The organism is Flavobacterium branchiophilum FL-15 (genome assembly GCF_000253275.1).
Taxonomy (GTDB): domain Bacteria; phylum Bacteroidota; class Bacteroidia; order Flavobacteriales; family Flavobacteriaceae; genus Flavobacterium; species Flavobacterium branchiophilum.
The window spans coordinates 1,021,051-1,035,830 of sequence record NC_016001.1; the positions used below are offsets into that span (position 1 = coordinate 1,021,051).

At 32.7% G+C, this 14,780-nt stretch carries 12 protein-coding genes; all 12 read left to right on the plus strand.

Annotation, left to right across the window (positions count from 1 at the left end):
• Window positions 1–937 precede the first annotated feature (937 nt).
• On the plus strand, window positions 938–1,360 hold the full coding sequence (locus tag FBFL15_RS04390; RefSeq protein WP_014083450.1) for a hypothetical protein: 423 nt from the start codon (window positions 938–940) through the stop codon (window positions 1,358–1,360).
• 9 nt (window positions 1,361–1,369) lie between these two features.
• On the plus strand, window positions 1,370–1,591 hold the full coding sequence (locus FBFL15_RS04395) for a hypothetical protein (RefSeq protein WP_014083451.1): 222 nt from the start codon (window positions 1,370–1,372) through the stop codon (window positions 1,589–1,591).
• A gap of 1,000 nt (window positions 1,592–2,591) precedes the next feature.
• A complete protein-coding gene (locus tag FBFL15_RS04400) occupies window positions 2,592–3,557 on the plus strand; it encodes a hypothetical protein (RefSeq protein WP_014083452.1) in 966 nt (321 codons plus the stop codon).
• Window positions 3,558–4,511: 954 nt separating this feature from the next.
• Entirely contained in the window at window positions 4,512–5,114 is a 603-nt protein-coding gene (locus FBFL15_RS04405; RefSeq protein WP_014083453.1) for a methyltransferase family protein, read from the plus strand.
• A gap of 1,162 nt (window positions 5,115–6,276) precedes the next feature.
• Window positions 6,277–6,699: a hypothetical protein gene (locus FBFL15_RS04410; protein WP_014083450.1), complete on the plus strand. Its 423-nt coding sequence runs from the start codon at window positions 6,277–6,279 to the stop codon at window positions 6,697–6,699.
• A 9-nt stretch (window positions 6,700–6,708) separates the two neighbouring features.
• The gene (locus tag FBFL15_RS04415; RefSeq protein ID WP_014083451.1) at window positions 6,709–6,930 is read left to right on the plus strand and encodes a hypothetical protein; all 222 of its coding nucleotides are present in this window, start codon (window positions 6,709–6,711) and stop codon (window positions 6,928–6,930) included.
• 1,000 nt (window positions 6,931–7,930) lie between these two features.
• Complete coding sequence (locus FBFL15_RS04420; protein ID WP_014083452.1) at window positions 7,931–8,896, plus strand: hypothetical protein; 966 nt, start codon at window positions 7,931–7,933, stop codon at window positions 8,894–8,896.
• Between the two features lie 954 nt (window positions 8,897–9,850).
• Window positions 9,851–10,453, plus strand: a complete 603-nt coding sequence (locus FBFL15_RS04425; protein ID WP_014083453.1) for a methyltransferase family protein — start codon at window positions 9,851–9,853, stop codon at window positions 10,451–10,453.
• A gap of 964 nt (window positions 10,454–11,417) precedes the next feature.
• On the plus strand, window positions 11,418–12,350 hold the full coding sequence (locus FBFL15_RS04430; RefSeq protein WP_014083455.1) for a hypothetical protein: 933 nt from the start codon (window positions 11,418–11,420) through the stop codon (window positions 12,348–12,350).
• Window positions 12,351–12,427: 77 nt separating this feature from the next.
• The gene (locus tag FBFL15_RS16465; RefSeq protein ID WP_014083456.1) at window positions 12,428–12,574 is read left to right on the plus strand and encodes a hypothetical protein; all 147 of its coding nucleotides are present in this window, start codon (window positions 12,428–12,430) and stop codon (window positions 12,572–12,574) included.
• Between the two features lie 243 nt (window positions 12,575–12,817).
• Window positions 12,818–13,465, plus strand: coding sequence for an outer membrane protein assembly factor BamB family protein (locus tag FBFL15_RS04435; RefSeq protein ID WP_476729678.1), 648 nt, complete (start codon window positions 12,818–12,820; stop codon window positions 13,463–13,465).
• Between the two features lie 326 nt (window positions 13,466–13,791).
• Window positions 13,792–14,481 carry a DUF4919 domain-containing protein gene (locus tag FBFL15_RS04440; RefSeq protein WP_014083458.1) on the plus strand — a complete coding sequence of 230 codons (690 nt, stop codon included), beginning with the start codon at window positions 13,792–13,794 and terminating at the stop codon, window positions 14,479–14,481.
• Window positions 14,482–14,780 lie beyond the last annotated feature (299 nt).

Sequence of the window (14,780 nt, forward strand, 5' to 3'; positions counted from 1 at the left end):
CAAAGTCAGTGTTTAACCGAAAGTTTAGGCTTCCTTAATCCGCCACATCGCCAAGCTGCGGGACGTGTGTGACTTGAACAACAACGCAGTTGTTGATGCTTTAAAAACAGATGATAGTAGGTCTATCAGTGACGACTTTCAGGAGTAGTTACTACTTGAGCGAAGCGGATGCACGGATACTTAAAAACAATAAAAAATAATCCGTAAACCACTTTGTGCTGCATTATTAGGAAACTATGGTGTGGTGAGCGACAAAGAAAAACGGCAACAAGATTGCTGTAGGTGTGTTTATGTGAGTTGAACATGTCCGAGAAATAATGTGTAAAAACACATTATTTAGTAGGAGGCGAGCGTAGCTCTGAACCAATGACGAAGCCTCGTAAGCGCAAAAGACGATGTCAAAAATAGGTAGTTACGTTTGTACCTATGACCAAGTGTATTGGAAACCTGATTACTGAATACACGGCATCCGGGGTTAAGTTGGCAAGACGCATCAATAGGCTGTTTTAAGGAACAAGTGAACTCTATATCGTTCTGCTAAATCGCAAGAGGAAACAGACAACAAAGGATGTGGTTGAGATATAGGGGGCAGACCTAGTCGTAGTAGTGATGAAGTTTCTGTAATGGAAATGGAGCAAAGGGCTAGGCATAGTAAGTTTTACTAACAATTAACAACCTGAAATGGGATGATTGATTATTACGAAACAAAATCACAGCCAATAACTAATTTATTCTTACATTGGTTATTGGTACATCCATAAATATATTTATATTTGTGTGATTTAATACTATGAAGAGCCGTGTGAAGGGAGACTTTGACTACGTCGAATTTCATTTCAAGCACGGTTCTGTGAGAACGTTGGGGTGAAATTCCCCTGCGTGACTCGATTGGCAGTAATTTTACAGAACGTCGCACAGACACAAGACTGATAATAAAATGATAGACATTAATAATCCAAATTCCGAATACATTTTTAAAGCTTGTGGCTTTTTAGACCGTCTTAAAAACTATACCTGTGAGTATATTTTACAGTCTTTTGAAGAAAGACAAGAAATATTTGGAAAAATGACTTCTGAATGTGACGAACTCATATTATTCTCAAAGAAAAATTTCAAAAATCAATCAAACGAAATAGAAAAATTGACTAATGAAGTCAAGTTAGAAATTCAAAAACTAAAATCAATAAAAAATAAAACAGATGAAAACAATTGCACAGTTTGTAACGCAGAATTAAAAACAATTGACACATTAATAAAAGATAAAGATTTCAGATACATAACAATCTGTGGAGATTGCCCCAACAAAATTGTGAATTTATTAAACAAATTGGAAGAACCAACAGGAGTAATGTGGATATAAATACAAGATATGGAAAAAGTAATTAATTGTAATTTTGACAATACAGAATATAAAATTGAAGTTGTTGGAAATGTTGACAAAATAGAAGGATTTATTTACTACACCTTTAAATTTGACGAAGACAATTTTATTGTAATTTCAAAATTTGATGGCGAAAAATGGAAAATAGCAAGTATGACACAAAATAGTATTGCTGAAAAATTAGGAAGGGTAATTGAAAACCTAAAATAAAAACTACTGCCAACAAGGGTTTTGCGTCAGGCGGGCTGAAGTGCAAAATTCAACGGCAGTTTTTCAATTAAACTTTAGTAATAATACCTGCTTTTGTGCTTCGATTTCCCGCCCGAACGCAAAGCCCCAATCGTGTGTGACTTGAACAACAACTCAATTGTTGATGCTTTAAAAACAGATGAGAGTAGGTCTCTCAGTGACGACTTTCAGGAGTAGTTACTACTTGAGCGAAGCGGATGCACGGATACCAAAAAAACATTAAAAAATAATCCGTAAACCACTTTGTGCTGCATTATTAGGAAACTATGGTGTGGTGAGCGACAAAGAAAAACGGCATCTATGAATGCTGTAGGTAAGTTTATGTGAGTTGAACATGTCCGAGAAATAATGTGTAAAACACATTATTTAGAAGGAGGCGAGCGTAGCTCTGAACCAATGATGAAGCCTCGTAAGCGCAAAAGACGATGTCAAAAATAGGTAGTTACGTTTGTACCTATGATAGAGTGTATTGGAAACCTGATTACTGAATACACGGCATCCGGGGTTAAGTTGGCAAGACGCATCAATAGGCTGTTTTAAGGAACAAGTGAACTCTATATCGTTCTGCCAAATCGCAAGAGGAAACAGACAACAAAGGATGTGGTTGAGATATAGGGGGCAGACCTAGTCGTAGTAGTGATGAAGTTTCTGTAATGGAAATGGAGCAAAGGACTAGGCATAGTAAGTTTTACTAACAATTAACAACCAGAAATGGGATGATTGATTATTACGAAACAAAATCACAGCCAATAACTAATTTATTCTTACATTGGTTATAGGTATATCCATAAATATAATTATATTTGTGTGATTTAATACTATGAAGAGCCGTGTGAAGGGAGACTTTGACTACGTCGAATTTCATTTCAAGCACGGTTCCGTGAGAACGCAGGGGTGAAATTCCCCTGCGTGACTCGATTGGCAGAGATATTGACAAAAAAAAACTTAAAATACAATAATTATGAAACATACTAATGCAAAAATAATAGCTGTTTTTTTAATCCTAATTTCTTTAATTTCTTGCTCTAAAGATGATGAGATTATTCAAGAGGAAGCTGTAAATGAGAAAGTTAATGAGTTAATTGAATTTAAAATTGACGGAAAAACATACAAATCAATTAATAATGGCACGGGTTTAACGCTTTTAGGGACTAATTATCAAGGTTCTGCGTCTATATCAGTAAAAAATGGAAATATTGCTGAGTATTTTTATGATTTAAAATATATATTTACCGAGGGTGGTCAATTACTTTCCTTTGAATTAGAGGAGACTAAATATAATGCTGGTAATAACATATTAAAAATATTTAAGACACCTACTTACAAACCATTAAATTCTTTTCAAATAAATAAATTTGAAATTAATGAAACATCTAAAAAAATTACAATTGAATTTAGTGGAATTCTTAACTCAACAACAAATTCACAAGAAAGGAGGGTAATTGAAGGAAAAATTTTCCATTCATGTGGTGCTATGTCTCCATGGGGAAGAGATTATTGCTATATGAAAAGTAATGGCGGTACATCAAATTATTTATCATCTTACTTCCAAGTGGGTGGTAATGGTTCTGGAAATCAAAATATTGATTATGTTTCTGGAGATGGAAGAAATATTTCAATCCAGCTAAACCAACCATTAACTAACTTCACGAATTTAAGTTTTGATGAAAATTCTACTAATAATAAAGTTATTTACAGGAAAGCTTTATCTCCTTTTATTATTAATGATAATAATTTAGGTAGTTTGCACAGTCATCAACAATGGCAAAGTTTTCGGACCTCTGGAAATTTAGTAGTTACTAATATCTACAATGGTACAAAACCAAGCGGAGGCATTCATGTTAAGGGAATTATTAATTTAACTGTTAAAGATCAAAATAACAATATTATTGAAATTATTGATTTAGAATTTGTTACGAATAATTAATACCTCTGCCAACAGCAGTTTGCAGAAATGGCGGGTTTTAGGCTTAATTTAAAATTAGTTTAGTACTTGTAAAGTAAGTGTTTAACCGAAAGTTTAGGTTTACTTAATCCGCAACCTCGCCAAGCTGCGACATGTGTGTGACTTGAACAACAACGCAGTTGTTGATGCTTTAAAACAGATGAGAGTAGGTCTCTCAGTGACGACTTTCAGGAGTAGTTACTACTTGAGCGAAGCGGATGCACGGATACTTAAAAACAATAAAAAATAATCCGTAAACCACTTTGTGCTGCATCATTAGGAAACTATGGTGTGGTGAGCGACAAAGAAAAACGGCAACAAGATAGCTGTAGGTAAGTTTATGTGAGTTGAACGTGAGTGAACCAATGACGAAGCCTCATAAGCGCAAAAGACGATGTCAAAAATAGGTAGTTACGTTTGTACCTATGACCAAGTGTATTGGAAACCTGATTACTGAATACACGGCATCCGGGGTTAAGTTGGCAAGACGTTTCAATAGGCTGTTTTAAGGAACAAGTGAACTCTATATCGTTCTGCCAAATCGCAAGAGGAAACAGACAACAAAGGATGTGGTTGAGATATAGGGGGCAGACCTAGTCGTAGTAGTGATGAAGTACTTGTAATGAGTATGGATCAAAGGGCTAGGCATAGTAAGTTTTACTAACAATTAACAACCAGAAATGGGATGATTGATTATTACGAAACAAAATCACAGCCAATAACTAATTTATTCTTACATTGGATATTGGTATATCCATAAATATAATTATATTTGTGTGATTTAATACTATGAAGAGCCGTGTGAAGGGAGACTTTGACTACGTCGAATTTCATTTCAAGCACGGTTCTGTGAGAACGTTGGGGTGAAATTCCCCTGCGTGACTCGATTAGCAGTAATGCTACGAGCGATACGACAAACATTGACAGACAGATAAAATGAATGAAATTTTAAGAATATTTTTACCGACATATTTTATCATTTACTTCGGAATTGCTTTTGTAGTAAAAAGTGTAATTGTGGCAAAACGAATTGGCAAAAATCCACTTGTTTTACCAAAAGACGACAGTGCATATGCACTAATTGGAGTATACTTTAAATTGACTATGATTTTTATGTTCGTTTATGTTTTACTTTTTGCTTTTTTTCAGACACTTTACGAATATTTTTTACCAATTATACAACTTGAAACCTTGACAATAAAATATGTTGGACTTGGACTTTTAGCATTTGCACTAATTTGGACAATTATTGCACAAGGACATATGAAAAACTCTTGGAGAATTGGAATTGACACAGAAACCAAAACAGAACTTATTACACACGGACTTTTTGAACATTCTAGAAATCCGATTTTCTTTGGAATGATGGTAAGTTTAATCGGACTATTCTTGACAACACCTAACGCATTGACCGGGCTTTTTTTAATTTTAGGTTATATCCTAATGCAAATACTAATAAGACTTGAGGAAGAATTTTTAACAAGCCAACACGGACAAAATTATTTAATGTACAAAAAAAAAGTAAGAAGACTAATCTGACAACAACAAATAGAAACAAAAACTAAAATTTAAAACTAAAAAAAATGAACAAAAAATTTTATCAAACAGACACTTTCAAAGTGGGAGTAGGTATAGCAATAGGAATAATTCTTTACAAAGTAGTAATTGGAGTATTCTTTAACTAATTGACTAAAAAAGCACTACTGCCAACAGCAGTTTGGCAAAATGGCGGGTTCAGTGCTAAATTGAACATTCGGAATTCTATTGAACATTGTGCAAATTTTGTACATTTGTTCTTCGATTTCCGCCACTTCTCCAAGCTGCAAACCGTATGTGACTTGAACAACAACGTAGTTGTTGATGCTTTAAAACAGATGAGAGTAGGTTTCTCAGTGACGACTTTCAGGAGTAGTTACTACTTGAGCGAAGCGGATGCACGGATACTTAAAAACAATAAAAAATAATCCGTAAACCACTTTGTGCTGCATTATTAGGAAACTATGGTGTGGTGAGCGACAAAGAAAAACGGCAACAAGATTGCTGTAGGTGTGTTTATGTGAGTTGAACATGTCCGAGAAATAATGTGTAAAAACACATTATTTAGTAGGAGGCGAGCGTAGCTCTGAACCAATGACGAAGCCTCGTAAGCGCAAAAGACGATGTCAAAAATAGGTAGTTACGTTTGTACCTATGACCAAGTGTATTGGAAACCTGATTACTGAATACACGGCATCCGGGGTTAAGTTGGCAAGACGCATCAATAGGCTGTTTTAAGGAACAAGTGAACTCTATATCGTTCTGCTAAATCGCAAGAGGAAACAGACAACAAAGGATGTGGTTGAGATATAGGGGGCAGACCTAGTCGTAGTAGTGATGAAGTTTCTGTAATGGAAATGGAGCAAAGGGCTAGGCATAGTAAGTTTTACTAACAATTAACAACCTGAAATGGGATGATTGATTATTACGAAACAAAATCACAGCCAATAACTAATTTATTCTTACATTGGTTATTGGTACATCCATAAATATATTTATATTTGTGTGATTTAATACTATGAAGAGCCGTGTGAAGGGAGACTTTGACTACGTCGAATTTCATTTCAAGCACGGTTCTGTGAGAACGTTGGGGTGAAATTCCCCTGCGTGACTCGATTGGCAGTAATTTTACAGAACGTCGCACAGACACAAGACTGATAATAAAATGATAGACATTAATAATCCAAATTCCGAATACATTTTTAAAGCTTGTGGCTTTTTAGACCGTCTTAAAAACTATACCTGTGAGTATATTTTACAGTCTTTTGAAGAAAGACAAGAAATATTTGGAAAAATGACTTCTGAATGTGACGAACTCATATTATTCTCAAAGAAAAATTTCAAAAATCAATCAAACGAAATAGAAAAATTGACTAATGAAGTCAAGTTAGAAATTCAAAAACTAAAATCAATAAAAAATAAAACAGATGAAAACAATTGCACAGTTTGTAACGCAGAATTAAAAACAATTGACACATTAATAAAAGATAAAGATTTCAGATACATAACAATCTGTGGAGATTGCCCCAACAAAATTGTGAATTTATTAAACAAATTGGAAGAACCAACAGGAGTAATGTGGATATAAATACAAGATATGGAAAAAGTAATTAATTGTAATTTTGACAATACAGAATATAAAATTGAAGTTGTTGGAAATGTTGACAAAATAGAAGGATTTATTTACTACACCTTTAAATTTGACGAAGACAATTTTATTGTAATTTCAAAATTTGATGGCGAAAAATGGAAAATAGCAAGTATGACACAAAATAGTATTGCTGAAAAATTAGGAAGGGTAATTGAAAACCTAAAATAAAAACTACTGCCAACAAGGGTTTTGCGTCAGGCGGGCTGAAGTGCAAAATTCAACGGCAGTTTTTCAATTAAACTTTAGTAATAATACCTGCTTTTGTGCTTCGATTTCCCGCCCGAACGCAAAGCCCCAATCGTGTGTGACTTGAACAACAACTCAATTGTTGATGCTTTAAAAACAGATGAGAGTAGGTCTCTCAGTGACGACTTTCAGGAGTAGTTACTACTTGAGCGAAGCGGATGCACGGATACCAAAAAAACATTAAAAAATAATCCGTAAACCACTTTGTGCTGCATTATTAGGAAACTATGGTGTGGTGAGCGACAAAGAAAAACGGCATCTATGAATGCTGTAGGTAAGTTTATGTGAGTTGAACATGTCCGAGAAATAATGTGTAAAACACATTATTTAGAAGGAGGCGAGCGTAGCTCTGAACCAATGATGAAGCCTCGTAAGCGCAAAAGACGATGTCAAAAATAGGTAGTTACGTTTGTACCTATGATAGAGTGTATTGGAAACCTGATTACTGAATACACGGCATCCGGGGTTAAGTTGGCAAGACGCATCAATAGGCTGTTTTAAGGAACAAGTGAACTCTATATCGTTCTGCCAAATCGCAAGAGGAAACAGACAACAAAGGATGTGGTTGAGATATAGGGGGCAGACCTAGTCGTAGTAGTGATGAAGTTTCTGTAATGGAAATGGAGCAAAGGACTAGGCATAGTAAGTTTTACTAACAATTAACAACCAGAAATGGGATGATTGATTATTACGAAACAAAATCACAGCCAATAACTAATTTATTCTTACATTGGTTATAGGTATATCCATAAATATAATTATATTTGTGTGATTTAATACTATGAAGAGCCGTGTGAAGGGAGACTTTGACTACGTCGAATTTCATTTCAAGCACGGTTCCGTGAGAACGCAGGGGTGAAATTCCCCTGCGTGACTCGATTGGCAGAGATATTGACAAAAAAAAACTTAAAATACAATAATTATGAAACATACTAATGCAAAAATAATAGCTGTTTTTTTAATCCTAATTTCTTTAATTTCTTGCTCTAAAGATGATGAGATTATTCAAGAGGAAGCTGTAAATGAGAAAGTTAATGAGTTAATTGAATTTAAAATTGACGGAAAAACATACAAATCAATTAATAATGGCACGGGTTTAACGCTTTTAGGGACTAATTATCAAGGTTCTGCGTCTATATCAGTAAAAAATGGAAATATTGCTGAGTATTTTTATGATTTAAAATATATATTTACCGAGGGTGGTCAATTACTTTCCTTTGAATTAGAGGAGACTAAATATAATGCTGGTAATAACATATTAAAAATATTTAAGACACCTACTTACAAACCATTAAATTCTTTTCAAATAAATAAATTTGAAATTAATGAAACATCTAAAAAAATTACAATTGAATTTAGTGGAATTCTTAACTCAACAACAAATTCACAAGAAAGGAGGGTAATTGAAGGAAAAATTTTCCATTCATGTGGTGCTATGTCTCCATGGGGAAGAGATTATTGCTATATGAAAAGTAATGGCGGTACATCAAATTATTTATCATCTTACTTCCAAGTGGGTGGTAATGGTTCTGGAAATCAAAATATTGATTATGTTTCTGGAGATGGAAGAAATATTTCAATCCAGCTAAACCAACCATTAACTAACTTCACGAATTTAAGTTTTGATGAAAATTCTACTAATAATAAAGTTATTTACAGGAAAGCTTTATCTCCTTTTATTATTAATGATAATAATTTAGGTAGTTTGCACAGTCATCAACAATGGCAAAGTTTTCGGACCTCTGGAAATTTAGTAGTTACTAATATCTACAATGGTACAAAACCAAGCGGAGGCATTCATGTTAAGGGAATTATTAATTTAACTGTTAAAGATCAAAATAACAATATTATTGAAATTATTGATTTAGAATTTGTTACGAATAATTAATACCTCTGCCAACAGCAGTTTGCAGAAATGGCGGGTTTTAGGCTTAATTTAAAATTAGTTTAGTACTTGTAAAGTAAGTGTTTAACCGAAAGTTTAGGTTTACTTAATCCGCAACCTCGCCAAGCTGCGACATGTGTGTGACTTGAACAACAACGCAGTTGTTGATGCTTTAAAACAGATGAGAGTAGGTCTCTCAGTGACGACTTTCAGGAGTAGTTACTACTTGAGCGAAGCGGATGCACGGATACTTAAAAACAATAAAAAATAATCCGTAAACCACTTTGTGCTGCATCATTAGGAAACTATGGTGTGGTGAGCGACAAAGAAAAACGGCAACAAGATAGCTGTAGGTAAGTTTATGTGAGTTGAACGTGAGTGAACCAATGACGAAGCCTCATAAGCGCAAAAGACGATGTCAAAAATAGGTAGTTACGTTTGTACCTATGACCAAGTGTATTGGAAACCTGATTACTGAATACACGGCATCCGGGGTTAAGTTGGCAAGACGTTTCAATAGGCTGTTTTAAGGAACAAGTGAACTCTATATCGTTCTGCCAAATCGCAAGAGGAAACAGACAACAAAGGATGTGGTTGAGATATAGGGGGCAGACCTAGTCGTAGTAGTGATGAAGTACTTGTAATGAGTATGGATCAAAGGGCTAGGCATAGTAAGTTTTACTAACAATTAACAACCAGAAATGGGATGATTGATTATTACGAAACAAAATCACAGCCAATAACTAATTTATTCTTACATTGGATATTGGTATATCCATAAATATAATTATATTTGTGTGATTTAATACTATGAAGAGCCGTGTGAAGGGAGACTTTGACTACGTCGAATTTCATTTCAAGCACGGTTCTGTGAGAACGTTGGGGTGAAATTCCCCTGCGTGACTCGATTAGCAGTAATGCTACGAGCGATACGACAAACATTGACAGACAGATAAAATGAATGAAATTTTAAGAATATTTTTACCGACATATTTTATCATTTACTTCGGAATTGCTTTTGTAGTAAAAAGTGTAATTGTGGCAAAACGAATTGGCAAAAATCCACTTGTTTTACCAAAAGACGACAGTGCATATGCACTAATTGGAGTATACTTTAAATTGACTATGATTTTTATGTTCGTTTATGTTTTACTTTTTGCTTTTTTTCAGACACTTTACGAATATTTTTTACCAATTATACAACTTGAAACCTTGACAATAAAATATGTTGGACTTGGACTTTTAGCATTTGCACTAATTTGGACAATTATTGCACAAGGACATATGAAAAACTCTTGGAGAATTGGAATTGACACAGAAACCAAAACAGAACTTATTACACACGGACTTTTTGAACATTCTAGAAATCCGATTTTCTTTGGAATGATGGTAAGTTTAATCGGACTATTCTTGACAACACCTAACGCATTGACCGGGCTTTTTTTAATTTTAGGTTATATCCTAATGCAAATACTAATAAGACTTGAGGAAGAATTTTTAACAAGCCAACACGGACAAAATTATTTAATGTACAAAAAAAAAGTAAGAAGACTAATCTGACAACAACAAATAGAAACAAAAACTAAAATTTAAAACTAAAAAAAATGAACAAAAAATTTTATCAAACAGACACTTTCAAAGTGGGAGTAGGTATAGCAATAGGAATAATTCTTTACAAAGTAGTAATTGGAGTATTCTTTAACTAATTGACTAAAAAAGCACTACTGCCAACAGCAGTTTGGCAAAATGGCGGGTTCAGTGCTAAATTGAACATTCGGAATTCTATTGAACATTGTGCAAATTTTGTACATTTGTTCTTCGATTTCCGCCACTTCTCCAAGCTGCAAACCGTATGTGACTTGAACAACAACGTAGTTGTTGATGCTTTAAAACAGATGAGAGTAGGTTTCTCAGTGACGACTTTCAGGAGTAGTTACTACTTGAGCGAAGCGGATGCACGGATACCAAAAAAACATTAAAAAATAATCCGTAAACCACTTTGTGCTGCATTATTAGGAAACTATGGTGTGGTGAGCGACAAAGAAAAACGGCAACAAGATTGCTGTAGGTGTGTTTATGTGAGTTGAACATGTCCGAGAAATAATGTGTAAATGCACATTATTTAGAAGGAGGCGAGCGTAGTTCTGAACCAATGATGAAGGCTCGTAAGCGCAAAAGACGATGTCAAAAATAGGTAGTTACGTTTGTACCTATGATAGAGTGTATTGGAAACCTGATTACTGAATACACGGCATCAAAAATAACCTAAAACAAAACATAAAAAATTCCGATTTATTTTTGTATTGGTTATTGGTATTTCCATAAATATAATTATATTTGTGTGATTTAATACTATGAAGAGCTCCCGAAATTAATCGGGACAGGCTGTGTGAAGGGAGACTTTCAAGCACGGTTCCGTGAGAACGCAGGGGTGAAATTCCCTTGCGTGACTCGATTAGCGGAAATTTTGTTAAACCGACCGAAAAAAATTAATTCTAAACAAAATATAAAAATAAACTAATTTATGACTAACCATTTTATAGTAAACAATATTTCCATTGAAAAAGCAGTTATTAAAGATTTTCTAATAAGTAGTCGAAAAGTAGAAGCAGTAAAGTATATAATGGAAAAAGCAGGAATTGGATTAGCTTCTGCAAAAGAAATTGTAGAAATATTCCAAGAACTAAAAATAGACAACTACGATAATAAGGATGTTTTTAAAGAAATTTTCAATAATTCAGATAGCTTTCAGACATATAATAATGGAAATGATTCTATAAACCCTCAAAAACCAAAACTTAGTTTTTTAAAAAAGAGCTTACTATTTTTAGGAATTGTTATTTTTGGTGTCTTTTTATTTCTTAAATATTACATTGGATTTCAACACGTAGAAAGACATTGGCGAGATTTACAAAGTGTATTATTTGATAATCAAAATACAAGTTTTGAAGCCGAACAAACTCAAATTGCAGATACAACTGTAGTAGCTCAAGAAGCAATTGAATCACCTACGGATTTACGCAGGTGGGAAAGTTGGAGTGAAGTAGATATTCCAAAAGAAGTACAAGAAGAAATTGAAAGATATAAGAAAAGAGATTTTTCAAAATTAGTTGTTTCTGAAGAGGCTCCAACCGATAAGGAAGCTGAAGAGGCAATAGTTCATTACTATAAAGATGAAGTAGTAAGTTTACTGCAAAAAGAAAATGCTCATATTAAAATTGGTACTTGTTATAAAGCACCGTTACAACAATCTAATGATGGCGATCTGGAAATTACAAGAGTAACAGCTATGGTTTCAGCATTCAATAAAACTCGAGGCAATTTAGGCAATATACAACTTCCATTAAATGTTATTTATGATTTTGTGAAATTTCAGTCAGACCCCGAAACTTGGTATATAACCGATTTTAGCCAAAACATTCCCTATGATAAAAAATTAAATAAAGAAATGTGGTAAGATTTTTTAATATATTAGTTCTTGTTATAACTTTTTTTTCTTGCAAATCAGACAAGCCTGAAAAAAAACTTAATACAATGTACCTTACGACTAATGCAAATGATGTTTATGCTTTTGATATTCAAAATAAAAAAATAAAATGGCATTTCCCTGCATTAACTAAAGAAGAATTTAATTCGCCATCCTATTTTACAATAGATGACAATATAATGATAAAATCGTAACAAGACGGAACGATTATCCAATTTGATAAGACAAATGGAAAAGTAATAAGCAAATATCAAGATAAAGAAGATGAATCTCATTCTTACTATGGCTATGATTTTATAAATGTTGCATTTTTACATTTTTTTCAATATCCGCTGATTTTTCAAGGCAATGCCATATTTTCTAATAGTCACGGAGAAATAAAATCAATAAATCTTAAAAAGCAAAATAAAAAATGGGTTTATATTCAAAATCAAATTATTTATTCAAGCCCCAAAATTGCAAATAATATTGTTTATGTAAATACCAATTACGAAATAGTAGCATTGGATGTGAAAACAGGAAAAAAAATGTTTAAAACAGCATTAGAACAAGTATCTTCAAATGAACTCATCATTAAAAATGATAAAATCTATACTTTAGGAGATGATGGTATGTTAATGTGTTTTAATCTAAAACTAGAAAATCAATGGACATTGAAAGTTGAAAATACTATTGAAAGTAGCACAAGAAACCTGATAATAACTGAAAATTGTATTTATTTCGGAGGAAGTATATTGTATTCTGTAGATAAAAATACTGGAAAAGTAAAATGGAAAACAAAAATTTATGAAAACAAAAATTCACATAACGGATTACTTTCAATTGAAAAAAATGAAGATGGCGTTATGGTAATGACATCTGGAAAATTTATTAAGATAGATGAAAATGGAAAAATAGTAACCACTAAAAATTGGATCGAAATACCAATTGGAAATTTATTTTATTGCAATAATTGGTATTATTACCTAACCGAAAAAGGAAATTTAATGAGGATAAAATCGGATTTGAAGCAAGAAGAAGTATTTTACAAAGGAATAAATATACCCAATCATAGAGTTGACGATACATACTTTTATGCAGAATGAAATTACAACAATGCAAAAACTAACACTAAATAAAAACAGCCGCCAACAGCTAGAGTTTCGTTGCGGCTGAAAGCCGAGCAATGAATTGTAATCAACGAATACCAATAAAAAATAAAATCCATGAGTTAAACCGATTACATTCACACCCCTTATGGGTTTATCGAAAAGATTTTAGATAGCATTGTAAGAGGATTTAGTTCCTCTTTTTATAAAAAAATTATAAATAAATGTTATTTTATTTCATAGTTTTTAATATTTTTGATAAATAATTAACGGTAAGTTTTTACACAGACTGACGTTGTGCGAGATTTTGAAAAACTAAAAAAATGAAAAAAATAATTTTAATACTTACGATTTTAATACTATTATCAAATAATACTTTTTCCCAAGTAAAAAAATATGAAATTCCAGATTACAAGTTAATTAAAAAAAATATTGAAGATAAATCCTCTAATTATTATTATCCAAAATTATTGGAAAGAATGACATCCAATGATTCTCTATTGAATAACGAAGATTATAGACATCTTTATTTTGGCTATGTTTTTAACCAAAAATATAGTTCTTATTTTAGATCGCCAGACGAAGAAAAACTTAAAAAGTATTATCAAAGTGATAAGATAAATGAAAAAGATTATAATGAAATTATAAAATTAGCCGAACACTCAATTAGTTTATTCCCATTTGATTTAAGACAAATGAATTTCCTTGCATACATTTATCACTTAAAAGGAGATGAAATTTCAGCAAAAAATATATCAAACAGATTTCATAAAATTATAGAAGCAATTATTTCATCCGGAAATGGAGAAAAGTGTGAAACAGGATTTCACGTAATTTCGGTAAGTCACGAATATGTTTTACTAAATCTATTTGAACTTCAAAACAATTCACAAAGTCTAGTTGGAAATTGTGATTATATGGCGTTTGAAAAAGGGAAATACAAAATAGATGGAATGTATTTTAGTATTGAAAAAATATTAGAAAACGAGATGAAACCTTTTGACGGAAAATAAAACCTCGCACAACAGCTAGAGCTTCGTTGCGACTGCAAGCCGAGCAATGAATTGTAATCAACAAATACCTATAAAAAATATAGTTAATGAGTTAAACCAATTCCATTCATTACCCTTATGAAGTTATCGAAACATATTTAGATAGTATTTTTAAGGGGGGGGGTGAAAAATAATATTATATTTTGATGTATTTCATTTTTTTCTATTTTGGAATAATAATCAAAGAGCCTAAATACAACCAAAAGCCAAACAAAACACAACAAATTTAGCAAAGGACTTCAAAAAATGTTTAAATTTGT

Coding starts and splice junctions, on each gene's coding strand:
- FBFL15_RS04420 (WP_014083452.1), top strand. CDS start 7,931: ATGAAACATACTAATGCAAAAATAATAGCTGTTTTTTTAATCCTAATT.
- FBFL15_RS04425 (WP_014083453.1), top strand. CDS start 9,851: ATGAATGAAATTTTAAGAATATTTTTACCGACATATTTTATCATTTAC.
- FBFL15_RS04395 (WP_014083451.1), top strand. CDS start 1,370: ATGGAAAAAGTAATTAATTGTAATTTTGACAATACAGAATATAAAATT.
- FBFL15_RS04410 (WP_014083450.1), top strand. CDS start 6,277: ATGATAGACATTAATAATCCAAATTCCGAATACATTTTTAAAGCTTGT.
- FBFL15_RS16465 (WP_014083456.1), top strand. CDS start 12,428: ATGTACCTTACGACTAATGCAAATGATGTTTATGCTTTTGATATTCAA.
- FBFL15_RS04400 (WP_014083452.1), top strand. CDS start 2,592: ATGAAACATACTAATGCAAAAATAATAGCTGTTTTTTTAATCCTAATT.
- FBFL15_RS04415 (WP_014083451.1), top strand. CDS start 6,709: ATGGAAAAAGTAATTAATTGTAATTTTGACAATACAGAATATAAAATT.
- FBFL15_RS04430 (WP_014083455.1), top strand. CDS start 11,418: ATGACTAACCATTTTATAGTAAACAATATTTCCATTGAAAAAGCAGTT.
- FBFL15_RS04390 (WP_014083450.1), top strand. CDS start 938: ATGATAGACATTAATAATCCAAATTCCGAATACATTTTTAAAGCTTGT.
- FBFL15_RS04440 (WP_014083458.1), top strand. CDS start 13,792: ATGAAAAAAATAATTTTAATACTTACGATTTTAATACTATTATCAAAT.
- FBFL15_RS04405 (WP_014083453.1), top strand. CDS start 4,512: ATGAATGAAATTTTAAGAATATTTTTACCGACATATTTTATCATTTAC.